This window comes from Streptomyces sp. R21 (assembly GCF_041051975.1).
Classification (GTDB): domain Bacteria; phylum Actinomycetota; class Actinomycetes; order Streptomycetales; family Streptomycetaceae; genus Streptomyces.
Window position 1 is genome coordinate 4,788,211 of the sequence record NZ_CP163435.1, and the last position, 22,687, is coordinate 4,810,897.

A 22,687-nucleotide genomic window follows, 5' to 3' on the forward strand; every position below is an offset into this window, starting at 1 on the left:
AAGTGTCGGGTGCCCGCCCGGCCGGACCGGATGCGGATGCGTGGTTGACGTCAGGAGCGGTGGGCGGCGACACGGGCCGGAGTCGGGCGGCGCACGTCATGCACCCACCCGAGGCGTTCGAGGAGCCCGATGAAAGCGGCCGAAGGGTCGATCTGGCCACGGTCGACGCCGTGGCGAGCGCTGGTGGGGTCGGCGTGGTGGAAGTTGTGCCAGCTCTCGCCGAAGGAGAGCAGGGCCAGCGGCCACAGGTTGGTGGCGCGGTCGTGACGCCGGGTGCGGAAGGGGCGCTCGCCGATCACATGGCAGAGCGAGTTCACACTCCAGGTCACATGGTGGAGCAGTGCGATGCGGACAAGTCCCGCCCACAGCAGGCCCGTTATTCCGTACACCCAAGTGCCGCCGATCGCCCAGCCCAGCCCGAACGGCAGCGCGAGCGTGAGGACACACAGGGCCGGGAAGGCGCGGGCGACGGCGCGGATGTCGCGGTCGGCGAGGAGGTCGGGGGCATAACGCTCGGCCGGTGTGCTCTCGTTGCGGAAGAGCCAGCCGACGTGGGCGTGCAGCAGCCCGCGCAACTGGCCGCGCAGATGGGTGCCGTAGCGGTACGGGGAGTGCGGGTCGCCGGGCCGGTCGGTGAAGGCGTGATGGCGGCGGTGCGTGGCGACCCAGCCGATGACGTCGCCCTGGAAGCTCATCGACCCCGCCACCGCGAGCGCGATGCGCACCGGGCGTACGGCCTGGTAACTGCGGTGGGTGAGGCCGCGGTGGAAGCCGACCGTGACCCCGAGGCCCGTGATCGTGTAGAAGAGGACGGCGAGCAGGACGTCGGCCGGATGGATGAGCCGTCCCCACAGCAGCCAGCCGGCCAGGCCGAGCGCCACGAACGGCAGGACGACGATCACCGCCGTCACCGTCACATACAGCCGCTGCCCGCCGTCGGCCTCGGCTGCCGGTGCGTCCGGTGGGAAGGGGGACGTCCCGTCGTAGCCCTGGGGCGGCGGAGCGTTGTCCGGGGGGATCGCCGTCTGGGAATCCGGTGGGATCGCCGTCTGGGAAAGGGAAGAAGAGAGCGGCATGCGGGGCTCCTCGGCCTCGGTGCGACTGGCGCGGCCGGGGTCAGGGGCTGCCCCTGTGGTGACCCGCCAGGACGAGACCGGTCCGGACACCGGCATACGAAGTCCCCTGGCTGCCTCAACCGTACTCCTGCACGCCGCGAAACCAGACGGTCCGGATCGCGCGACCACTTCGTCGGTCCGGGCCACCAGAGCTGAGGGTATGGAGACCGAACTTATGCTGGCGGTCATGAGGCGGACTTCGTTTGCGAACTGGCCCTGTTCCATTGCTCGCACCATGGATCTGCTCGGGGACTGGTGGACGCCGTTGGTGTTGCGGGAGGCGTTCTACGGGGTGCGGCGGTTCGATGCGTTTCAGCAGTCGTTGGGGATTGCCCGCAACACGCTGGCCGAGCGGCTGCGGCGGCTTGTGGAGGAAGGGCTGCTGGAGAAGGTGGCGTACCAGAGCGAGCCGGTTCGGTACGACTACGTTCTTACGCCGATGGGGCGGGACTTCTACGGCGTACTCATGGCCATGAACGCCTGGGGCGACCGCTGGCTGGCCGGTGACGAGGGTGCGCCGGTCGTCTTTCGGCATGAGCGGTGCGGGCGGGACGATGTTCGTGCCGATGTCGTCTGCTCCGGGTGCGGGGAAGCCCTGAACCCGGAGGACACGCGGCCGCGGCTCGGGCCCGGGTATCCCGAGCGGCTGGCCGAACTTCCCCTCGTGCGCGAGCGGTTCGCAAGCTGAGGAGCGGACGGCCGCCGTCCGTCACTGTGGAACCAGGGGTGCCGGTGCGGCAGTCTTCTCCCTTGTGGCGAGCCTTCCGTACCAGAGTCAGCAGGGTCAGAGCGGGTCGGCCGACACTCGCGCGCACATGGTGGTGTGCGGGGACGACGCCCTCGCGCACCGGCTGGCCGCCGAGCTGCGCGGGGTGTACGGGGAGCGGGTGACACTCGTCGTGCCGCCCGATCAGCGGACGGTACGGCCGCCGGTGGTGGGGCGGGCCCTCGCCTCCACGCTGTTCGACCGGGTGTCCGCAGCGGTGACCCGGGCCGCCGGGAACGCGGCCGGCAATGGGGCCGGTGGTGCGGGATCCGGCGGGAACGGGGACTCCGGGGGCGTACGGGGTTCCGAACCGCCCGGTTCCGAGCGGGTGTTGGAGGCCCCCGAGCTCACCGAGGCCGTGCTCGCCGACGCCGGGGTCGAACGGGCCGCCGCGCTCGCGCTCGTCCACGACGACGATGAGACCAACATCCGGGCCGCGCTCACCGCGCGACGGCTCAATCCGCGGCTGCGGCTCGTCATCCGGCTCTACAACCGGCGGTTGGGGCAGCACATCGAGGAACTGCTCGATCAGGCTTCGGCGTTGGCCACGGGGATCGGCAGCGGCAGCACTGACGGTGACAGTGGCAGTGCCGGTGGCTCGGGTGGGGGCAGTGGGGCGTTCGGTGGAGGCGACGCTTCCACCACCGTTCTTTCCGATGCCGATACCGCCGCGCCCGCCCTCGCCGCCACCGCGCTCGCCGGCACCAGCAAGGTCGTCCAGACCGACGGGCTGATGCTGCGGGCCGCGGAACGGCCGCCGCCCGGGCCGGGGCAGGTCGCCGATCCTGGGCTCTGCACGCTCGCGCTGCTGTCCGCCACGACCAACGATCCCGCCGGGGCCGACGGTTCGGAGGGCAGCGGGTCGCAAGGGCCCCAGCTCCTGCCCGACGAGCGGGCGGTGGCCGCAGCCACCGGGCGCGGGACCATCGTTTTGGAGAACGTGTCGTACTCGGGGCCCTCGTTGTCCGCGGGACGCAGTGTCGTGCCGTTCGCCTCGCTCTTCTCACGGCGGCTTCGGTGGTCGTTCGCCGGGCTGGTGGCGTGTGTGGCCGCCCTCGCGATCGCGTCCATGGCCGTCACCAGAGAGTCGCCGCTGCATGCGACGTATCTGACCTTGCTCGACCTGTTCTCGATCAACGATCCCGCCATCGGGCAGCCGATCGGGCGGCAACTGCTCCAGCTTCTGTCCGGGATGGTCGGGTTGCTGTTGCTGCCCGTACTGCTGGCGGCCGTGCTGGAGGCGCTCGGGACGTTCCGCAGCGGGTCCGCGCTGCGGCGGCCGCCGCGCGGGCTGTCCGGGCATGTGGTGCTCCTCGGGCTCGGGAAGATCGGTACGCGGGTGCTGGCGCGGTTGCGTGAGCTGCAGATCCCCGTCGTGTGTGTGGAGGCCGATCCCGAGGCGCGGGGGCTCGCGCTGGCTCGACGGCTGCGAGTGCCTGTGGTGCTGGGGGATGTGACGCAGGAGGGGGTCCTGGAGGCCGCCAAGATCCAGCGCGCGCATGCGTTGCTCGCGTTGACCAGCGCGGACACGACGAATCTTGAGGCGGTGCTGTACGCGCGGACCGTGCGGCCCGATCTACGGGTGGTGTTGCGGCTGTACGACGACGACTTCGCCACCGCCGTGTACCGGACCCTGCGGGCCGCGCATCCGGCGGCGCTCACGCGGAGCCGGAGTGTGTCGCATCTGGCTGCGCCCGCGTTTGCCGGGGCCATGATGGGTCGGCAGATTCTGGGGGCGATTCCTGTGGAGCGGCGGGTGCTGTTGTTCGCTGCCGTGGATGTGGGTGGGCATTCCCAGTTGGAGGGGCGGACTGTCGGGGAGGCGTTTCGGGCGGGGGCCTGGCGGGTGCTTGCGTTGGATGTGGGGGCTGGATTGTCGGCGGGTACGTCCGGTGGGGGCGAGCGGGGGGCCGGGGCCGGAGCTGGGGCTGGGCTTGTGTGGGATCTTCCTTCCAACTATGTGTTGCGGGGGGAGGATCGGGTGGTTCTGGCTGCGACTCGGCGGGGGCTGGCGGAGTTGTTGGGGCGGCGCCGGGTCCCTCCGGGGGTTTAGCCGGGGGTGGAGTGGCCCCCCTCTGCCGGGCGTCCGGCGTGGGTGTCTGCTCGGTCCGGGGCGCCCCTCCTCGAGAGGGCGCCCCGGGTGGGTGGGCAAACGCCGGGTGGCACCTTGCTCGGCCGGTCACCCGGGGGTGGTGCCGGGCGGGGGTGGGTTGCGCAACTCGGCGCTTACGAGGTGCCGCTGCGCCCACCCGTGCCGCCCCTGGCGGCACGATTGCCCGCAGTGACGCGGCTTCGCCGACCACCCGGCGCACCAGCACCCCCAGCCGCTGCCGGGAGAGCAGCCGCACGCACGCCCGCAGCAACGCGGCGGTCCCTACCTCTCCAAATGCCGCTCCGCGAAAGCCAGTTCCAGTTTGAGTTGTTTGATGCGTTCGTCCACTACAAGGGAGCCGTGGCCGGCGTCGTAGCGGTAGACCTCGTGGGGGGCCTCTCGGGCGGCCAGGCGGGATACGTAGTTCTCCACCTGGCGGATGGGGCAGCGGGGGTCGTTGACGCCGGCGGAGATGTAGACGGGGGTCTTGACCGCGTCCACGTAGGTGAGGGGGGACGAGGCTTCGAAGCGGGCCGGGACCTCCTCGGGGGTGCCGCCGAGGAGGGTGCGGTCCATGGCCTTCAGGGCTTCCATCTCGTCGTGGTAGGCCGTGACGTAGTCGGCGACGGGGACCGCGGCGATGCCCAGGGTCCACGCGTCGGGCTGGGTGCCGAGGCCGAGGAGGGTGAGATAGCCGCCCCAGGAGCCGCCGGTGAGGATCAGGCGGTCGGGGTCCGCCAGGCCGGACGTCACCGCCCATTCGCGGACCGCTGCGATGTCTTCGAGTTCGATCAGGCCGACCCGGTGCTTGAGGGCGTCCGTCCACTCGCGGCCGTAGCCGGTGGAGCCGCGGTAGTTGACGCGGACCACCGCGTAGCCGTGGTCCACCCACGCCGCCGGGCCCGCCGCGAACGAGTCGCTGTCGTGCCAGGTCGGGCCGCCGTGGATGTCGAAGACGGTGGGAAGGGGGCCGGTGCTGCCCGCCGGCTTCTGGACGAGGGCGTGGATGCGGCCGCCGGGGCCCTCCACCCAGACGTCCTCCACCGGGACGGATCCCGGGGACTTCAGCCCCGGCGGGTCCAGGACCACCTCGCCCGTCGTCGAGCGGACGACCGACGGCTCCGCCGCCGAGGACCACAGATACTCGACGCTGCCGTCGGGCCGGGCCGTCGCCCCCGACACCGTGCCGGGGGGCGTGAGCACGCGCTCCAGGGCGCGGGACTCCAGGTCGTACCGCCATACGTCGCTGCGGGCCTCGAAGCCGTGCGCGATGAGCAGCGCGGAGCCGTCCGGATACCACTCGGCGGCCACGTCGCCCGGCAGGTCGAGGGCGAGGTCGCTCTCCTCGCCGGTCGCCACATCCCACAGCAGCGGCTCCCAACGGCCGCGCCGCTGATGCCCGATGAGCAGCCGGGTGTCCCCGTCGACCGGGGCGAAGCCCAGCACCTCCAGGCCCAGCTCGACCGTCCCGCCCTTGGTGTCGTCGAGCTCGGCGACCGTCGTGCCGTCGGTGCGCAGCACGCGCAGCGCCGAGTGCATCGCGTCGCCGTGCTCGGTGTGCTCGATCGCGATCAGCGAACCGTCGTGGGAGAAGTCGCCGACCCCGGCGGACTCCCGGTGCCGGTAGATCTCCACGGGGGCCTCGCCGGTGCGGGCGACATGGATCGTCGAGCCGTCCTCGTCCGTCGAACGGCCCACCACGGCCGTACGCCCGTCGCGCCCGATGGCCAGCCCGGACGGATACGACGCGTCGAGGCCAGGGGTCGCCTCCTCGTCGGGGCCGCCGTGGAAGGGCTGGCGCCGCCAGATGCCGAACTCGTCGCCGTCCTTGTCGTCGAACCACCAGATCCACTCGCCGTCCGGCGCGAGCACCCCGTCCGTCGTGCCGTTCGGCCGGTCGGTGACCTGGCGCTGCTCGCCGGTCTCGCGGTCCCACGCGTACAGCTCGTACGTCCCCGTCGCGTTCGAGACGAACAGTGAGCGGTGGGGTGCGTCCTCCGCCCAGTCCGGCAGCGACACCCGCGGCGCGCGGAAGCGCTTCTCCCAGTCGGGCATGATCCCGCTCTGCTCCTGCGCGGCGCCCTTGGAAGACGTATCAGACCCGGTGGACCCGTTGGACCCGTTGCTCTCAGTCATGGCCCCATAGTGCCTGGCCCGCACGACAACGCGCCGCCACGATCCCCAACCTGTGGATAACTCTCCCGCCGTGCAGGCCCGCGCCGACCCCGCGCCCTTGTCCCGCATGCCTGCCCCGTACCGTGGACAGCGTGTACCGGTTCCTGCTGACGCCCCGCTGGTGGGGGATCAACGTCTTCGTGCTGTTGGCCATCCCCTTCTGCGTCTTCATGGGGTCATGGCAGTTGGGGCGGTTCGAGGGCCGGGTGCAGGATCACCGCACCGCCGGTGAGCAGGCCGCGACCGCGAAGACGGCGGCGGCCCGGCCGCTGGCGGACCTGCTGCCCGTGAACAAGGTGACGTCCGGCAAGCAGGCCACCGCGACCGGCCGGTACGGCAAGCAGTTGCTGGTGCCGGACCGCGAGCTGGACGGCAAGCAGGGTTACTACGTCCTGACGATGCTGCGCACGGACGACGGCCGGGCGCTGCCCGTCGTGCGGGGCTGGCTGCCCGGCGCTGCGAACCCGGCAAAGGCACCGGCCGCTCCCACCGGCGACGTCACGGTGACCGGCGCGCTCCAGGCGCCGGAAAGCCCGGGGTCGAACGGGGTGAGCGCCGCCGGGGGTCTTCCCGCGGGCCAGACCGCCGCGATCAGCTCGGCGTCCCTGGTGAACCTCGTGCCGTACAAGCATCTGTACGACGCCTGGATCACGCTCGCCGACGCCGACGCCGGGATGAAGGCGGTGCCCGCCACCGCGCCGGACGACACCGGGCTGGACCTGAAGGCCTTCCAGAACCTCGGCTACACCGGGGAGTGGTTCGTCTTCGCGGGCTTCGTGGTCTTCATGTGGTTCCGGCTGCTGCGCCGCGAGGTGGAGTTCGCCCGCGACGCCGAGCTGGGGATCCTGCCGGACGAGGCCGAGACCGAGACCAGGAGCAAGGCCGAGGTCGGGGCCCAGGCCGAGAACCCCGCCGACACGCCGGTGCCGTAGCGGGACCGATCCCGTTCTCAGGACGCCAGCATCCCCGTCCGGTACACCGTCCCCGAGCACGCGTTGGACACGGTCGCCGAGGTCGTGGCCGAGCCCGCTGCCGCGGTGAGCGAGACCGTGACGCTGCCGTCGGCGACTCCCTCCTCCGCGACGAGCTGGGGCGCCTCGCCGGTGGTGCCGTCCGTGGTCGTCGTCGTACCGCCGGTGTCGGTGGCGGTCTCCGAGGGCGTCGGGGTCGGCGTCGGGTCCGTGCTCCCGGTGCTTCCGCCAGTGGTCGGACACGTCTCCGAGGGAACCCAGGCGAACTTCACCACGTACGACGTCCCCGGCTGGAGCAGCAGTTGGGCGACCTCCGTGGAGGGGTCGGGCAGCCCGACGGCCGCGTCGCCCGCCACATGGTTCGACACGCTGACCTTGGACGCGTCCGCCGCGCCGGCCACGGCTGTGGACACGCCGCCCGCGCCGGTCACCGTACAGGCGGTGGTGGAGATGTTGGAGATGGGCAGGGAGCCGTAGACGACGCCGGTGGAATCCGGGCCGCCGGCGGATCCGGCGCCGGCGCCGAGCTGCGCCGCCGTGCACTCGGCTGTGGCCGCCACCGACGCCGACGGGTCGGCGCTGCCGCCGCCGGTCGTGGTGCCCGCGCTCTTGCCGTTGCCCTTCTGGCCCTTCTGGTCGCCCTTGCCCTTGCCATGGGACGAGGTGGAGGAGCCGCCGGAGGCGCGCGAGCCGCCGTCCGTCTCCTTGCCCTGGTTGGCGCCGCCCTGCGTCTGCGAGCTGTTGCCCGCGATGGAGGGGTCGGCGCCTGACCCCGTGGCGTTCGAGACGTGCACGAGGGCCGGGATGGCGGTGCCGATGAAGAGGGCGGCGGCCGCCATGCCGACGACGGCCTGGCGCTTGCGGGCCCGCCGGGCCGGCACCGCGCGCCGCAGATGGTCCAGCGTGCCGTCGGTCGGCTCGATCTCCTGCACGGCCTGGTGCAGCAGCCGGCGCAGCGCCAGCTCGTCCGCGCCGAGTGCGTCGGAGCCCAGGCCGTTGACGCCCTGACCCTTGGAACTCAGGCCGTTGACGCCCTGGGCCTTGGAACCCTGAGAGCCCTGACCGTCGGCACTCCGGCCCAGTGAGCCCAAAAGCCCTTCCAGACCCAGTCCCTGGCCATCGAGTTCGTGGTCACCCGGGCTCTGCCCGCCGTGATCCTGTCCGTCGGGGCCGTGATTCACAATTCCGTTCCCAGCGTGCGATTGCTCGTGTTCGTGCTCGTGTCCGGGGCGCGGGTCCTCGTCGCGTCGCCGCCACTTCCCGTATCCACTCATGCCGACGCCTCCATGGCGACGCGCAGCGCCGCGATGCCGCGCGAGCCGTACGCCTTGACCGACCCCAGCGATATGCCGAGGGTCTCGGCGACCTGGGCCTCGGTCATGTCCGCGAAGTACCGCAGGACCAGGACCTCGCGCTGGCGGCGCTGGAGGCCCTTCATCGCTTTCTTCAGCGCGTCCCGCTCCAACAGGTCGTACGCGCCTTCCTCGGCGCTCGCCATGTCGGGCATCGGCTTGGAGAGGAGCTTCAGGCCGATGATGCGCCGGCGCAGGGCGGACCGCGAGAGGTTCACCACGGTCTGGCGCAGGTAGGCGAGCGTCTTCTCGGGGTCACGGACCCGCTTGCGTGCCGAGTGCACGCGGATGAAGGCCTCCTGGACGACGTCCTCGCAGGAGGCGGTGTCGTCGAGCAGGAGCGCCGCGAGACCCAGCAGGGACCGGTAATGGGCGCGGTAGGTCTCGGTCAGATGGTCGACCGTGGTGCCGGCCGCCAGGCTGTCTTCGGCGCCGTCACGCTGGTTCGGTATGCGGGTCGGCCGCGCTGCGGGCATCGGCGCGATCACCGGCATCCCGCCGGGCGTGCCGGGGCTGCGGGGTCGGCGGGGTGGACGAAGGGCTGTACCCCTCGTCTGTACCGCGGTGAATTCGAGAACCTCTGCCACGCCAGTTGGACACGCTCACCCCCGTGAGGGTTGTACGCGACAGGCATCACTTTTGCGTCGGGCCGCCCGCCCGATCGCACCCCTGAAGATGCCCCTAGTGCCGTCATACGTACCCGCTCTTCCCCTATGCCCCATGTGCGCGGCGCCTCGGATACCCGTGAAGGGCGTCCGCAAAGACGCTCCCCGCCCTCCGCACGGTTGCGGAGAACGGGGAGGAAAATCTTCGTACGCCGGGAGCCCCCGGTTCAAGTGGTCCGGACCATTACCTGACCACAAAGTTCACACAGATCCTACAAACGAATCCGGGGATCGCCAGCAAGATTCCGGCTGCCGGACGCCCAGGGCGGAGAACTTTGCGAGGAGTTCACAGAGGACGTCACCGAGGACCCGCGGCAGGCTCCGCGGCGGGCCCCGCGGAGTCTTCGCACGTCGGCGGGCTCATCGGGCGGCCCTGAGCTCGGCCGCGACCAGTTCGGCGATCTGCGCGGTGTTGAGTGCGGCGCCCTTGCGCAGGTTGTCCCCGCAGACGAACAGTTCGAGTGCCGTCGAATCGTCGAGCGCCCGGCGCACCCGTCCCACCCAGGTGGGGTCGGTGCCCACCACGTCGGCGGGGGTGGGGAATTCACCGGCGGCCGGGTTGTCGAACAGGACGACCCCGGGCGCTGTGGCGAGGATCTCACGCGCCCCGTCCACCGTGACCTCGCCCTGGAAGCGGGCGTGGACGGTGAGGGAGTGCGTGGTGACCACCGGCACCCGGACACAGGTGACGGCGACGGGCAGCCGGGACAGACCGAGGATCTTGCGGGTCTCGTCCCGCACCTTCATCTCCTCCGAGGACCAGCCGTCCTCGCGCAGCGACCCGGCCCAGGGCACCACGTTCAGGGCGACGGGCTCCGGGAACGGCCCGGTGTTGTCCCCCACGGCCCGCCGTACGTCACCGGGGTTGGTCCCCAGTTCCGTACCGGCGACGAGGGAGAGCTGCCGGCGCAGGGTGTCGACGCCGGCGCGTCCGGCGCCGCTCACCGCCTGGTACGAGGAGACGACCAGTTCGCGCAGCCCGAACTCGGCGTGCAGCGCGCCGAGGGCCACGATCATGGAGAGCGTCGTGCAGTTGGGGTTGGCGATGATGCCGCGCGGGCGCAGCCGGGCCGCGTGCGGATTGACCTCGGGCACCACCAGGGGCACGTCGGGGTCCATCCGGAAGGCGCCCGAGTTGTCGACGACGACCACGCCCTTGGCGGCGGCGACCGGCGCCCACTGGGCGGCCACCTCGTCCGGTACGTCGAACATCGCGACGTCGACCCCGTCGAAGGACTCCTCCGAGAGGGCGACGACCTCGACCTCCTCGCCGCGCAGGGCCAGCTTGCGGCCGGCCGAGCGCGGTGAGGCGATCAGGCGGATCTCGCCCCAGATGTCCGCGTGCTGGGACAGGATCTGGAGCATGACGGTGCCGACGGCTCCGGTCGCTCCCACGACCGCGAGTGTCGGACGTGCCGTGCGGGCGTCGGCCATCAGCGGCCGGTGCCTCCGTAGACGACGGCTTCGTCGCTGTCGGAGTCGAGACCGAAGGCCGTGTGGACGGCGCGGACGGCCTCGTTGACGTCGTCGGCGCGGGTGACCACGGAGATACGGATCTCGGAGGTGGAGATCAGCTCGATGTTCACACCCGCGTCGGAGAGCGCCTCGAAGAAGCCGGCGGTGACGCCCGGGTTGGTCTTCATGCCGGCGCCGACCAGGGAGATCTTGCCGATCTGGTCGTCATAGCGCAGCGAGTCGAAGCCGACCGCGCTCTTGGCCTTCTCCAGGGCGTCGATGGCCTTGCGGCCCTCGGTCTTGGGGAGGGTGAAGGAGATGTCCGTGAGGCCGGTGGAGGCGGCGGACACGTTCTGCACGATCATGTCGATGTTGATCTCGGCATTGGCGATGGCGCGGAAGATGACTGCGGCCTCGCCCGGCTTGTCCGGCACACCCACGACCGTGACCTTGGCCTCCGAGGTGTCGTGTGCGACACCGGAGATGATGGCCTGCTCCACCTTCTGGTCCCCTTGCTTCGGCTCGTTGCTGACCCAGGTGCCCTGCAGTCCGGAGAAGGACGAGCGCACATGGATCGGGATGTTGTAGCGGCGGGCGTACTCCACACAGCGGTGGAGCAGGACCTTGGAGCCGGACGCGGCGAGCTCCAGCATGTCCTCGAAGGCGATCCAGTCGATCTTCTGGGCCTTCTTCACCACCCGCGGGTCGGCGGTGAACACGCCGTCCACGTCGGTGTAGATCTCGCACACCTCGGCGTCGAGCGCGGCGGCCAGGGCGACGGCCGTCGTGTCCGATCCGCCGCGGCCGAGTGTGGTGATGTCCTTCTTGTCCTGGGAGACACCCTGGAAACCGGCGACGATGGCGATGTTGCCCTCGTCCAGCGCGGTCCGGATGCGGCCCGGCGTGACATCGATGATCCGGGCTTTGTTGTGGACCGAGTCGGTGATGACGCCTGCCTGGCTGCCCGTGAAGCTCTGGGCACTGTGGCCCAGGTTTTTGATCGCCATCGCCAGCAGGGCCATGGAGATCCGCTCACCGGCGGTCAGCAGCATGTCGAATTCCCGGCCGCTGGGCATCGGAGATACCTGCTCGGCGAGATCGATCAGCTCGTCCGTCGTGTCGCCCATCGCGGAAACGACAACAACGACCTGGTGGCCGTTCTTCTTCGCTTCCACGATCCTCTTGGCGACGCGCTTGATGCCCTCGGCATCGGCTACGGAGGAGCCTCCGTACTTCTGCACGACAAGGCCCACGTGCGCTCCTCGCTCAGTCCGTCTCTATCCGCACATACACATATGTACTGCGGTCGGCTCAGTCTAACGAGCGGCCGAATTTCCCTTCCGCGATATCGCATCGTGAGATGTCCCGCTCACGACATGATCACCCGGGTGTACGGGATGTACGGGGCCTTCGGCCGCTCCAGAGCCGAACCTGCCCGGTGCCGGGCAGGACACTCCGTAAAGTGCGCCGGGTCACACGGGACGGCCCCTGTGACAGCTGTGGCTTAACTTTCAAACATTAGGGTGCTCCCGTGCGCGTACTCCTGGTGGAAGACGATGAACCGGTCGCCGAGTCGCTCCGGCGCGGCCTGCAGCGCTACGGCTTCGAGGTGGACTGGGTCACGACGGGCGCGGCGGCGCTGGCCCACACCGACCCGTACGACGTCGTGCTCCTCGACCTCGGGCTGCCCGACACCGACGGGCTCGACGTCTGCAAGGCGCTGCGCGCCCGCGGCGACGTGCCGATCATCGTGATCAGCGCGCGCAGCGACGAGACGGACCGGGTGGTGGGGCTGGAGCTTGGCGCCGACGACTACGTCTCCAAGCCCTTCGGGGTACGGGAGGTCATCGCGCGGATAAGAGCGGTGATGCGGCGCGTGCAGCCGCGTACGGCCGCGGAGTCGGGACCCGACCGCTACGGGTCACGCCTCACCATCGACCGCAAGGCTGCCCGCGTCCATCTGGACGGCGACGAGGTCGCGCTCGCGCCCAAGGAGTACGACCTGCTCTCGTTCCTCACCGAGGAGCCCGGCGCGCTGATGTCGCGCGAGCAGATCATGGAAGCGGTCTGGGACGCGAACTGGTTCGGGCCGACCAAGACGCTCGACGTCCATGTGGCGGCGCTGCGGCGGAAGCTGGCGGGCGCGATCACGATCGAGGCGGTGCGCGGGGTCGGCTTCCGCCTGGAGATCGCGGGCGAGAAGAAGGGCGCGCCCCCGGCATGATCCGCCAACTGATCGTCAGCTACGTCCTGTTGGTGGCGGGGGCGCTGGCCGCCTTCACCGTGCCGGTGGCGTTCACGCTGACCGCGCAGTTGCGCGGGGACACCGAGCATTCCGTACGGCGGGAGGTGGCGGCGATGGCGCTGCTCCTGTCGGACGACTCCGCGGACTCGCGGGCCGCACTGATCCGGATGTCCGAACGGTACGCCGAGGAGACGCCCGGCACGATGAAGGTGCTCCCCGCCGCGAAGGCGCCCGCGCGCGCGACGGAGCACTGGGGCGGCGGGGCGCTGACCGCGACGGCTCCCGCGAAGGCGGCCGACGGCCGTGTCGTGGGCGCGGTCCAGATCAAGTACCCCACCTCCGACCTCACCAGCCGGCTGTGGCAGATCTGGGGTTTCCGGGCGATCCTCGCCGTGGCCGTCCTCGCGGTGGCGGCCGGACTCGGCGCGATCGTGGCCCGACGCCTCACCCGGCCGCTTCGCCAACTCAACGACATGGCCAGCAAGTTCAGCGACGGCGACCTGACCGCGCGCTCGCCGGTGACAGGCCCGTCGGAGACGCAGACCCTCGCCCGCACGCTCAACCAGGGCGCGGAACGGCTGGACACGCTGGTCGCCGCGCAGCGCATCTTCGTGGCGGACGCCTCGCACCAGCTCCGCACCCCGCTCACGGCTTTGCGGCTGTCCCTCGACAACATCGCGGACGGGGTGGACGACGAGTTCGTACGGGAGGACGTGGAGCAGGCGACGGCGGAGGTGGTCCGGATGAGCCGCCTGGTCAACGGGCTGCTCGTGCTGGCCCGCGCCGAGGCGAAGGTGACGGCGGCGGAGGCGCTGTCCCTGCACGACGTGGTCGCCGAACGCCTGTCGGTGTGGAGACCGGCCGCCGACGAGCGAGGAGTCACCATCGCTCTGGGGGGAGTTGCCGACGGCCGGCCGCTGGTGCTGGCCAGTCCCGGTCATCTGGACCAGGTCCTGGACAACGTGCTCTCCAACGCCCTGGAGGTCTCACCGGACGGCGCGACGATCACGGTCCGGGTGGAGCCCCGGGGCGACGAGGTGGTGCTCTCGGTGCTGGACGAGGGGCCCGGCATGTCCGACGCGGAGAAGTCCCGCGCCTTCGACCGCTTCTGGCGCGGTCAGGGTCTGACCGGCCGCTCCGGTTCGGGCCTCGGCCTCGCCGTCGTCAAGCAGTTGGTGACCGACGACGGCGGGAACGTGGCGCTGAAGGACGCGCCGAAGGGCGGGCTCTGCGTGGCGATCAGCCTTCGGGCATCGCAGAGGAGTGGTGGTTGACGATCAGCCACTGGCCGCCCCGCTTCTCGTACTCGTACGTGTAGCGGGCGTTGACCTCGCGCTTCTCGCCGGTCTTGGGGTCGGTGAGCGTGAAGACGTACGACCCGGTGTCGATGGCGGAGTTCCTGTCCAGGACGTTGATGATCGTCTTGGTCTTCTTGCCGACCGGCTTGTTCACGAGGAAGTGCTCGAAGTAGTCCTCGATCCCGGCGTGGTCGGTCCGGATCTTGTTGGACACGGTCGGCAGGAGAACGGCGTCGTCGGCGTACCGCGCGGTGACCTTCTCCGGGTCACCGGTCTGCAGAGCGGCGTTCCAGCCGTCGAAGAGGGCGGCTATCTGCTTCTTGGTGGGCTTGCCGTCCCTCTCCGGGCTGGCCGCGCTGACGCCGACGGTCGCCGTGACGGCGGTGGCGAGGGCGGCTGCGGTGACGAGGGCGGCGCGGATGCGGGTCTTTCGGGTCATCACAGGCTCCAGTGCGGCGAGTTGGGGTTCTCCGTTCCGGGTGTCTTCCGGAGGAGTGACTCCAGACTCGCTTTGCGCTGGTTAGGGGCCGGGCAGCAGACGTATAGGGCTGATCCAAGATGCAGCCAATGTACGGAGGGTGGCGGGGTGGCTACTCGCTGATCGCGTGTCACGGCCCGCGGCGACCGACCGCTCCCCCGACGCGTCCGCCGACCCGGCGCTCACGCGTCGCCCGTCGACACGCTCCCGATGTCACCGCCCGCCGCGACGGAACGGTTGCCGGAGGCGGTGACGGTCCCTCCGGGTGGTGGGGTCGAGGCAGGCATCGTCGGCGAGGGTGCCGCGGTCGTACCGTTGCCCGTCGCGGCGGAGCCGATGTTGCCGCCTGCGGCGATGGAACGTTCACCGCTCGCGGTGACCGCGGAGGCGGGAGCTCCCGGCCGGCTCAGGAAGGCGTAGAGCGTGAGCGCGAGCCCGACCAGGCCTGCGACGCTCCCGGCCACGCTCGCCCACGGATCGGCGGCCTCGACGTCGAGCACCGCACCCACCACCAACCCCACGGCTCCCGCCACGCACAGCCCGATTCCCGTCCACATCAACGCCTTTGAGCGCACTGTCATGGGGGTCATCATCCCGCCCGGAGAAGTCGCCGCGCAGCGAATCAGGCCGGTCGCATCGCGGCCCGCAGCTCCTCGGAGAGGAACGCGGTCCAGGCGGGGGCGGTGATGTGGAGTTCGGGGCCGACGGGGTTCTTGGAGTCTCGGACGTGGATGGCGGTGGCGAACGCGACTTCGACGCAGTCGGCGCCTTCGTCATCGCTGTAGCTCGACTTGAACCACTTCAACTGTTCACTCATAGCTGGTCCACCATCCGTTCGATGAAACGGTCAGACTCCGCGCGACCGAGAGCCTCTGCGCGGATCATGCTAAGCCGCTCGGTCACAGGGCTGACGAGGTCCGGATCAACCGACAGCCTGCTCCCCAACTGACCTTCTGTGTACGCGAACCGCTCGTGATCGCGGGTCTCCAACAGCACCATGGGCCCCAACAGCGCTGCGGAAATGGCCCGCTCGAAGGGGAGCACCTGGATCACAACGTTCCGTAGGCGGGACACCTCCAGCAGATGGCGCAACTGCTCTGCGTCCACCAGAGGACTGCGCAGCGCGGCCTCGTAGATGACGAAGTTCAAGGCCACCGGCGGCTTTCGCTCCGTGAGGATCGCCTGACGTTCCATGCGGCCGGAGATCCGTTCCTCCACCGTCTCCTCGTCCAACGGCGGATAACGGCTCTCGATCAGCAACCGCGCGTAGCCCTTCGTCTGCAACAGCCCCGGGATGTACAGGGCGTCGTACGCCCAGCGGCTGATTGCTTCCTTCTCCCGGTCCAAGAAGTCCTGCGCCCGCGCCGGAAACTTCTCCCTCTGCAAGTACTCCTTCGCCGCGCTCAGCAGCCCCTCCGCATGGCACAGCTCGTCCGCCACATCCAGCACACGCGGCGTCGGCATCCGTACGCCCTGCTCCATGGACTTGATGGTGTCCGGGGAGTAGTTGGAGGCGGCGGCCAGTTCCTCGCGGGTGAGGTTCGCCTTGGTGCGCCAGCGCTTCATCTGGTTGCCGCTGTAGCGCCAAGCGAGCGGCGACGGCTGTGAGTTGGGGTTGTACTGGACGGACACAGCGACTACCTCCGGCCGATACAGCGCAGCGAGTATCACCTCAGTCACTACTGAGCGTAGCCCGCCACCCGCCAACGTGTGACCATGAGCGACGTAATTGACCTGCCTGAGTGGATCCCCGCCTCCGGGCACCAACTCCGCATGACGGGCGTCCACTTCGACGCCCTACGGATCGAGGGCGTACGAGGGGAACTGGTCGCCGCCCGCCTCATCGAGGCCGCCGACGGTGACGCGGGGCCCGTGGTCTGCGAGGTGACCGGGTTCCGGTGGATGTACTTTCTGCTGGCGCCGGGCGAGGTGCGCAGGCACAACTGGCCGCTCGGGGTGCAGCGGTTCGGCGGGGTGGGGATGCGGACGGTGACGTACATCGGGATCCCGGCGCTGGACGGGAACACGTGGCCGTTGCGGTGGTACAGCGAGCCGACGGGGACCGCGCCGTTCGTCGAGGGCGGGCTCTTGGCCGGGATCACGGCGTCGGTGATGATCCGTGCATGACGAACGGATGGGCGGCCGACGTACTGCTGGGCGGAATCGTGCTGCTCGGGTCCTGCGTGCAGTGGCTCACCGGAATGGGCTTCGCCCTCGTCGCCGTACCCGCTCTGGTGCTGGTGCTCGGACCCGCCGAGGGGGTCGTGCTCGCCAACTGCGCCGCCGGGGCCATCAGTGCCGTCGGGCTCGCGGGTGGCTGGCGGCGAGTGCGGCTCGGCGCGATGGTGCCCCTGTGTGTCGCGGCCGCCTGCACGGTGCCGCTGGGGAGTTGGGTGGCCCGGCGGCTGTCCGAGCCCGTACTGCTGGTCGGCATGGGGTTGTTGGTGAGCGTGGCCGTGGTGGTCGTGATGCGGGGTGTGCGGGCGCCCGCGCTGCGGGGCGGGCGCGGCGCGGTCGTCGCGGGGGCCGCCGGGGGGTTCATGAACTCGGCGGCGGGCGTCGGGGGTCCGCCGGTGTCGCTGTATGCCCTCAACGCGGGGTGGACCGTACGGGAGTTCGTGCCCAACGCGCAGTTCTACGGCGTCCTCGTCAACCTTTTCTCCGTCGCCACGAACGGGCTGCCCCGGCTCGGTACGCCGGTGTGGGCGCTGGCCGTGGCCGCCATGGCGGTCGGCGCCGGAATCGGGAAGGTGCTCGCGGAGCGGGTGCCCGAACAGCGGGCCCGGTGGCTTGTGCTGCTGCTCGCGCTGGGAGGCGGGATCAGCACCCTGGGCAAGGGGTTGTGGGGGCTGTGAGAGCTACAACTCCTCGATCCCGAGGCTGCGGCGCATGTCCTCGGGCAGGTCGCCCACGGCGACGGTCAGCGCCTCCAGCATGTTGAGCACGAAAATCGTCAGCGGATGATCCTCGCCGAGGGCCGAGAACATCTCCACGCCGAGGCGTTGGAACCGCTCGGCGTAGCGCTCGTCCTGCGTGGACGCGTACACCTGCAACAGCGCCATGCGGGCGGCCAGGGTGTCGACGTGATCCTCGCCGAGTACCCGTACGCAGGTGGCGGCGTTCGCCTCCGCCTGTGCCACGTCCTCCTCGGAGGCCTGGGGCAGCGGCGCCGCATTGTCGGCCAAGGCCTTCTCCAGAAAACCACGCATCGCGGCACCGAGGTCCTCGTTGCCGCCGTCCTGCCCGGTGAGGACGATCCGGGCCAGGTCACCCGGGCCCGCCACGAAGTCGGGCGACTGGGCCAGCACGATGGTCAGCCCTCGCGCGGAAAGGGTCTCAGGGTGCTCGTCACCCAGGACGCGCACGCAGTCGGCGAGCAGTTCCTGCAGCATGTCGCGAGCCCGCGGCATGTCACCGGTCTCGACGACCTGCATCACCATCGAGTTCCGCGCCGCGAAGGTACGGGGATCGTCCTCGCCCAGTACCCGCCGGCACCCGGCGAGAACCTCCTCGGTCAGCCGGAGCGCCCGTTCCGTGTCCCCCGCGAGCGCCGCCAGCTTGGACGCGTTCATGAGAGCCGAGAGGGTCACCTTGTGGTCGTCACCCAGGACCCGCCGGCAGTCGGCCAGCGTCTGTTCGGTGAGCGGGGCCGCGTGTTCGACGTCGAGCACCATCCGGTGGGCGTAGGCAAGTTCGCTGCGCGCGTCCAAGGTCTCCACCGCCTCGGGACCGTGCAGCCGTGCGCAGTCCTCCTCGGCCCGGGTCAGCAGGCTCAGCGCGCGCGGAGCGAGCTGCGTCCCCGCGGAGAGCATGTAGTCCCCCGTCCTGGTGAGCAGCCGCGCCATCGCCGCCGTGTCCGTGTCGGGCGGCGCGGACACGGCCAGCGCCTCGACGTGCGGCAGCAGGGCGCGCATGACCGGCCAGGCGGACGGGTCGCCCACGTCCGGGGGCAGCGCGTCCGCCAGGGTCTCCATCACCGTCTCGCGGGCGTGCGCGATCGCCTCCGGGCTCCGGTGCCGGTCGTCGTCCGGCGTGCGCGACACGGCCTGCACCAACCGGTGTACGGACACCGTGTCCTCGTACAGCGTGATCATGCTGTGTGCCTTGAGCCGCCCCAGGGCCGTGCGTACGGCGTAGGAGGGGCCGAGGGCGTTGAGGAGCGAGCGGGGGATGCCGTCGGAGGCGTACCACGCGAGGGTCAGCAGGATCGTGCCCGCCAGCGGGTCGTCGGAGAGGCGGTCCAGGGTCAGGTGCCAGATGCGGGCGATGGTCCGCTCGTTGTCGCCGCCCTCCTCCGTGGCGGCGTACATGTGGGCGGGGTGTGCGGCGAGTTCGGTGAGGTACTCGCGGGCCGTGCTGCTGGTCTGGTCGCAGAACGCGGCAGCCTGCGCGACGGCGAGCGGGAGGCAGCCGAGCTCCTCGCAGACCTCGGCGACGCCGTCACGGCCGGTGTCCGTGTCAGCGCCGGTGTCGCCCCGCTTGCGGGTGAACAGCTCCACCGCGTCCTCGACGGACAGGACGTCGAGGGCGACCGGTTCCGCGATCCCCTGCCAGCCGCCCGCGCGGCGGCTGGTGATCAGGAAGCGGCCCGAAGTGGCCCTGGCGAGCAGGGGTTTGACGTCCGCCGGGTCGGAGACGTTGTCGAGGACGAGCAGCCAGCCGGCGTGCGAGGCGAGCCACTGCAGGGCCCACTCGCCCAACTGCTCCTGGGGCAGCAGGGTGACCAGGGAGGGCCTCAGGGCGGCGGCAAAACCGGCGAGGCCCGCGTCGACCGCGGCGCGGCTGTCCGCCGTGATCCACCACACCGGCGCGTGGCCCTGGGCGAATTCGGCCGCCCAGCGCGCGGCGAGCGTGGACTTGCCGATGCCGCCGAGGCCGTGCACCGCGTGGACCACGGCCTGGCCCGGCGCGCTCAACGCGGTGTCCAGCAGGGCGAGTTCGCGGCTGCGGGCGACGAACAGCGGGGCCCGCTCAGGGAGGTTGGCCAAGCCGGGCGGGCAGTCGACGGAGTCGGGTGACGGATACGCCTCCGGCGACAGCATCGTCAGCGTGTCGGTGTCGATGTGCAGGCCGACCGCGCCGGAACCGGTGATCGCCTGGGCTATGTTCCCGCCGGCGGCGACCGCGGACTCACCGGACGCCGCCACACCGGGCCGTCGCTCGAACAGGGAACTCATGGGGCACATCATGACGCCCGGACGGGCGGGACGTCAGGCGAGTGCGGGGAGTTGAGCGTCAGCCGTCGGCCGCGCCCGCTCCCCATAGGGCCTACTGGACCTGCTCGGTCTACTTGACCGTCCGCAGCCCCAGCGGCCCCGCGATCTCCTCCGCCATGACCTTGCCCGCCGCCTCCGCCAGGGCCTCCTCGCCGAGGTCCTGGTCGGTGTCGAGGCCGTCCAGCTCCTCCAGGGGCTGGTTGAGGCGGACGTGGGCGACCAGGGACTGGAGGGCGCGGAGGGTTGCCGAGGCGGTGGAGCCCCAGTTGGAGAAGTAGGAGAACTGCCACCACCACATGGCCTCGGTGTGACGGCCCGCGCGGTAGTGGGCCATGCCGTGGCGCAGGTCGGCGATGACATCCGCGAGGTCGTCCGAGATCCGGGCGGGGACCGGCGCCTTGCGGGGCTCGTACGGGTCGAAGACCTCGGAGTAGACATCGATCGGGTCGAGCATGACCGCCAGGCGCTCGCGGAGCTCGTCGACGTCCGGCTCCGGGCCCAGGTCGGGCTCGTACCGCTCGTCCGGGACGATGTCCTCGTGCGCGCCGAGACGGCCGCCGGCCAGCAGGAGCTGGGAAACCTCCAGGAGGAGGAAGGGCACGGCCGAGTCCGGCTCGTCGCCCTTGGCGATCTCGGTGACCGCGACGAGGAAGCTCGAAACCTGGTCCGCGATCTGGACCGCGAAGTCGTCGGGGTCCTGACCGGTCTCGTGCAGCGTGGCGTCAGACATCTAGGAGTCGTCTCCCCTCGAAGGCGCGGCCGAGCGTTACCTCGTCCGCGTATTCCAGGTCGCCACCCACAGGGAGGCCGCTGGCCAGGCGGGTGACCTTGAGGCCCATGGGCTTGATCATGCGGGCGAGGTACGTGGCCGTGGCCTCGCCCTCCAGGTTCGGGTCCGTGGCCAGGATCAGCTCGGTGACCGTGCCGTCCGCCAGGCGGGCCAGGAGTTCTCGTATGCGCAGATCGTCCGGGCCCACACCTTCGATGGGGCTGATCGCGCCACCGAGCACGTGGTACTTCCCGCGGAACTCGCGGGTCCGCTCGACGGCGACGACGTCCTTCGGTTCCTCGACGACACAGATGACCGAGAGGTCGCGGCGCGGGTCGCGGCAGATGTTGCACAGCTCTTCCTGCGCCACGTTTCCGCAGGTCGCGCAGAAGCGGACCTTCGCCTTGACCTCCATGAGGCACTGCGCGAGCCGGCGGACGTCCGTCGGCTCCGCCTGCAGGATGTGGAAGGCGATCCGCTGCGCGCTCTTGGGACCGACGCCGGGCAGCCGCCCCAGCTCGTCGATGAGGTCCTGGACCACGCCTTCGTACACGGACTGCCACCCTTCCCTGTTCCTGGAATCCTTCGGTACGTCCGGTCAGTACGTACGGTAGTTGGCCGTCGGCCTTCTTAGAAAGGCAGGCCGGGGATACCGCTGCCGCCACCGAGGCCCTGGGCGAGCGGGCCGAGCTTCTGCTGCTGGAGCGCCTGCGCGTTCTCGTTCGCCGCCTGGACCGCCGCGACGATCAGATCGGCGAGGGTCTCGGTGTCCTCCGGGTCGACGGCCTTCGGGTCGATGGCCAGCGCCCGCAGCTCGCCGGAGCCCGTCACCGTGGCCTTCACCAGGCCGCCGCCCGCCTGTCCTTCGACCTCGGTGCGCGCCAGTTCCTCCTGCGCGTTCGCGAGGTCCTGCTGCATCTTCTGGGCCTGCTGGAGCAGCTGCTGCATGTTGGGCTGGCCACCACCGGGAATCACGATCAGCTCCTGGTTTCGTACGGCTGTGTGGACGAGGTTTCCCCGTCAGCCCGAGCCTACGTGGTTGACGGGTCCATCGCCCAAGCACTCTTTCGAGTGAGGCTCTGGCGAGGTCTATACCTGATCAAGACCCTCTTCCAGGCGGAAAAGCGGCGAAAACCGGGCCATCGCCACCCATTGGGCGGTAGGAAGGGGGCGGCGCTTCAGCACCAGGCGTCACGCAGGCTTCACGCAGGCTTCAGGGGCCGTCACGCAGTGTCGTCAGTCGTCGGGGTCGTCGGTGTCGTCAGTTGTCCTCAGCAGGTCGTCAGTAGGGAGTGCCGGGTGAATCAACCGGAGATGCAGCCCGAGGGGCCGCTCCAGAACGGTGACGGCCGGGACGACGGGGTCGCGGGGCCGCGGCCGGGTGACCTGACCGGCCGGGCGTTCCCGCTCGGCGACTGGGGCGAGCCCGCGGAGCGGCTCCACGAGCTGTACCGGTGGGTGGAGCGGGGGGCCCTCGGCACGTCCGAGTGGTACCTCGCCGACCGGGTCTGGAAGCGGCGGGGTGCGCGGGTGCTGCGCGGCGGGGCGGCGCTCGGGGCGGTCGCCGGGGCCGCACTGCCGTTGCTCGACCTCACCGGGGCGGTCGGCGGGGTCGCGCCCTGGGGATATCTGGCGCTGCTGCTCGCGGTCGCGTGCGTGGCCGGTGACCGGTTCTTCGGGGTCACTTCCGGGTGGATAAGGGACGTGGCCACCGCGCAGGCGGTGCAGCGGCGGCTTCAGGTGCTCCAGTTCGACTGGGCGAGCGAGAGTGTGCGGGAGGTTCTGGGGCCTGCGGAGGGGACTGCCGGGGAGGCGGCTGAGCGGTGTCTTGGGGTGTTGCGGCGGTTTTCTGAGGACGTGACGGAGTTGGTGCGGGCGGAGACTGCGGACTGGATGGTGGAGTTCCGCAACGGGGCTGCGCCTCTTGGGTTGCAGTCGTCGGTGGCTGCCCCCCGGGCGGAGGGCGTCCCTCCTGGGCGGGTTCCGTTGCCGCCGGGGACTCGGCCGAACATGCCTCGGCAGCGGCCGCCTGAGCCTCGGTGACGCGGGGGTTCTCGGTCCGCCGGGCGGGCACGCACCCGGCAGGCGTA

Annotated in this window: 22 protein-coding genes; 8 read left to right on the forward strand and 14 right to left on the reverse strand. The window is 70.7% G+C overall.

Annotated features, from left to right (window positions below; genetic code table 11):
• Positions 1 to 50 precede the first annotated feature (50 nt).
• Positions 51 to 1,076 (reverse strand): acyl-CoA desaturase, encoded by a 1,026-nt coding sequence (locus AB5J56_RS21250; protein ID WP_369234328.1) that lies wholly within the window; start codon positions 1,074 to 1,076, stop codon positions 51 to 53.
• A 274-nt stretch (positions 1,077 to 1,350) separates the two neighbouring features.
• Here AB5J56_RS21250 and AB5J56_RS21255 point away from each other — a divergent pair, with 274 nt between their 5' ends.
• Both AB5J56_RS21255 and AB5J56_RS21260 read left to right on the forward strand, forming a co-directional pair.
• Entirely contained in the window at positions 1,351 to 1,803 is a 453-nt protein-coding gene (locus AB5J56_RS21255; RefSeq protein ID WP_369234329.1) for a winged helix-turn-helix transcriptional regulator, read from the forward strand.
• A gap of 127 nt (positions 1,804 to 1,930) precedes the next feature.
• Complete coding sequence (locus tag AB5J56_RS21260; RefSeq protein ID WP_369242687.1) at positions 1,931 to 3,934, forward strand: NAD-binding protein; 2,004 nt, start codon at positions 1,931 to 1,933, stop codon at positions 3,932 to 3,934.
• Between the two features lie 321 nt (positions 3,935 to 4,255).
• Here the strand turns inward: AB5J56_RS21260 and AB5J56_RS21265 are convergent, their stop codons facing one another.
• A complete protein-coding gene (locus AB5J56_RS21265; RefSeq protein WP_369234330.1) occupies positions 4,256 to 6,109 on the reverse strand; it encodes a prolyl oligopeptidase family serine peptidase in 1,854 nt (617 codons plus the stop codon).
• Positions 6,110 to 6,240: 131 nt separating this feature from the next.
• Between AB5J56_RS21265 and AB5J56_RS21270 the strand changes: the two genes are divergently transcribed.
• Positions 6,241 to 7,080 carry an SURF1 family protein gene (locus AB5J56_RS21270; protein ID WP_369234331.1) on the forward strand — a complete coding sequence of 280 codons (840 nt, stop codon included), beginning with the start codon at positions 6,241 to 6,243 and terminating at the stop codon, positions 7,078 to 7,080.
• Positions 7,081 to 7,097: 17 nt separating this feature from the next.
• On the opposite strand, the gene AB5J56_RS21275 is transcribed toward AB5J56_RS21270, so the two are convergent.
• From AB5J56_RS21275 to AB5J56_RS21290, 4 genes are all read right to left on the reverse strand, one after another.
• The gene (locus AB5J56_RS21275; protein ID WP_369234332.1) at positions 7,098 to 8,393 is read right to left on the reverse strand and encodes a hypothetical protein; all 1,296 of its coding nucleotides are present in this window, start codon (positions 8,391 to 8,393) and stop codon (positions 7,098 to 7,100) included.
• Positions 8,390 to 9,058 carry a SigE family RNA polymerase sigma factor gene (locus AB5J56_RS21280; protein ID WP_369234334.1) on the reverse strand — a complete coding sequence of 223 codons (669 nt, stop codon included), beginning with the start codon at positions 9,056 to 9,058 and terminating at the stop codon, positions 8,390 to 8,392. Before AB5J56_RS21280 ends, AB5J56_RS21275 begins: the two co-directional genes overlap by 4 nt.
• A gap of 438 nt (positions 9,059 to 9,496) precedes the next feature.
• Positions 9,497 to 10,570 (reverse strand): aspartate-semialdehyde dehydrogenase, encoded by a 1,074-nt coding sequence (locus tag AB5J56_RS21285; protein ID WP_369234335.1) that lies wholly within the window; start codon positions 10,568 to 10,570, stop codon positions 9,497 to 9,499.
• Entirely contained in the window at positions 10,570 to 11,844 is a 1,275-nt protein-coding gene (locus tag AB5J56_RS21290) for an aspartate kinase (protein ID WP_369234337.1), read from the reverse strand. Before AB5J56_RS21290 ends, AB5J56_RS21285 begins: the two co-directional genes overlap by 1 nt.
• Positions 11,845 to 12,122: 278 nt before the next feature.
• Here AB5J56_RS21290 and AB5J56_RS21295 point away from each other — a divergent pair, with 278 nt between their 5' ends.
• Both AB5J56_RS21295 and AB5J56_RS21300 read left to right on the forward strand, forming a co-directional pair.
• A complete protein-coding gene (locus AB5J56_RS21295) occupies positions 12,123 to 12,815 on the forward strand; it encodes a response regulator transcription factor (RefSeq protein ID WP_369234339.1) in 693 nt (230 codons plus the stop codon).
• A complete protein-coding gene (locus AB5J56_RS21300) occupies positions 12,812 to 14,110 on the forward strand; it encodes an ATP-binding protein (protein ID WP_369234340.1) in 1,299 nt (432 codons plus the stop codon). Before AB5J56_RS21295 ends, AB5J56_RS21300 begins: the two co-directional genes overlap by 4 nt.
• On the opposite strand, the gene AB5J56_RS21305 is transcribed toward AB5J56_RS21300, so the two are convergent.
• From AB5J56_RS21305 to AB5J56_RS21320, 4 genes are all read right to left on the reverse strand, one after another.
• Entirely contained in the window at positions 14,076 to 14,573 is a 498-nt protein-coding gene (locus tag AB5J56_RS21305) for an SgcJ/EcaC family oxidoreductase (protein ID WP_369234341.1), read from the reverse strand. The two genes, AB5J56_RS21300 and AB5J56_RS21305, sit on opposite strands and share 35 nt — an antisense overlap.
• Before the next feature lie 221 nt (positions 14,574 to 14,794).
• Positions 14,795 to 15,193, reverse strand: a complete 399-nt coding sequence (locus AB5J56_RS21310; RefSeq protein ID WP_369234343.1) for a hypothetical protein — start codon at positions 15,191 to 15,193, stop codon at positions 14,795 to 14,797.
• A gap of 41 nt (positions 15,194 to 15,234) precedes the next feature.
• Complete coding sequence (locus AB5J56_RS21315; RefSeq protein ID WP_369234345.1) at positions 15,235 to 15,429, reverse strand: DUF397 domain-containing protein; 195 nt, start codon at positions 15,427 to 15,429, stop codon at positions 15,235 to 15,237.
• Entirely contained in the window at positions 15,426 to 16,244 is an 819-nt protein-coding gene (locus tag AB5J56_RS21320; protein WP_369234346.1) for a helix-turn-helix domain-containing protein, read from the reverse strand. The genes AB5J56_RS21315 and AB5J56_RS21320 overlap by 4 nt, the downstream gene beginning before the upstream one ends.
• A gap of 78 nt (positions 16,245 to 16,322) precedes the next feature.
• Here AB5J56_RS21320 and AB5J56_RS21325 point away from each other — a divergent pair, with 78 nt between their 5' ends.
• Together AB5J56_RS21325 and AB5J56_RS21330 are read left to right on the forward strand one after the other, a co-directional pair.
• Positions 16,323 to 16,739 (forward strand): hypothetical protein, encoded by a 417-nt coding sequence (locus tag AB5J56_RS21325; RefSeq protein WP_369234347.1) that lies wholly within the window; start codon positions 16,323 to 16,325, stop codon positions 16,737 to 16,739.
• Entirely contained in the window at positions 16,736 to 17,467 is a 732-nt protein-coding gene (locus AB5J56_RS21330; RefSeq protein WP_369234349.1) for a TSUP family transporter, read from the forward strand. Before AB5J56_RS21325 ends, AB5J56_RS21330 begins: the two co-directional genes overlap by 4 nt.
• Positions 17,468 to 17,470: 3 nt before the next feature.
• On the opposite strand, the gene fxsT is transcribed toward AB5J56_RS21330, so the two are convergent.
• The 4 genes from fxsT to AB5J56_RS21350 all read right to left on the reverse strand — a co-directional run bounded on the left by fxsT (position 17,471) and on the right by AB5J56_RS21350 (position 21,572).
• The gene (gene fxsT / locus AB5J56_RS21335) at positions 17,471 to 19,789 is read right to left on the reverse strand and encodes an FxSxx-COOH system tetratricopeptide repeat protein (RefSeq protein ID WP_369234350.1); all 2,319 of its coding nucleotides are present in this window, start codon (positions 19,787 to 19,789) and stop codon (positions 17,471 to 17,473) included.
• A 109-nt stretch (positions 19,790 to 19,898) separates the two neighbouring features.
• On the reverse strand, positions 19,899 to 20,558 hold the full coding sequence (locus tag AB5J56_RS21340; protein ID WP_369234352.1) for a DUF5063 domain-containing protein: 660 nt from the start codon (positions 20,556 to 20,558) through the stop codon (positions 19,899 to 19,901).
• Positions 20,551 to 21,150 (reverse strand): recombination mediator RecR, encoded by a 600-nt coding sequence (gene recR / locus AB5J56_RS21345; protein ID WP_356133870.1) that lies wholly within the window; start codon positions 21,148 to 21,150, stop codon positions 20,551 to 20,553. Before recR ends, AB5J56_RS21340 begins: the two co-directional genes overlap by 8 nt.
• Before the next feature lie 77 nt (positions 21,151 to 21,227).
• Entirely contained in the window at positions 21,228 to 21,572 is a 345-nt protein-coding gene (locus AB5J56_RS21350; protein ID WP_369234353.1) for a YbaB/EbfC family nucleoid-associated protein, read from the reverse strand.
• Positions 21,573 to 21,896: 324 nt separating this feature from the next.
• On the opposite strand from AB5J56_RS21350, the gene AB5J56_RS21355 reads away from it, so the two are divergent.
• A complete protein-coding gene (locus AB5J56_RS21355; RefSeq protein WP_369234354.1) occupies positions 21,897 to 22,640 on the forward strand; it encodes an SLATT domain-containing protein in 744 nt (247 codons plus the stop codon).
• The last annotated feature ends 47 nt before the right edge of the window (positions 22,641 to 22,687 follow it).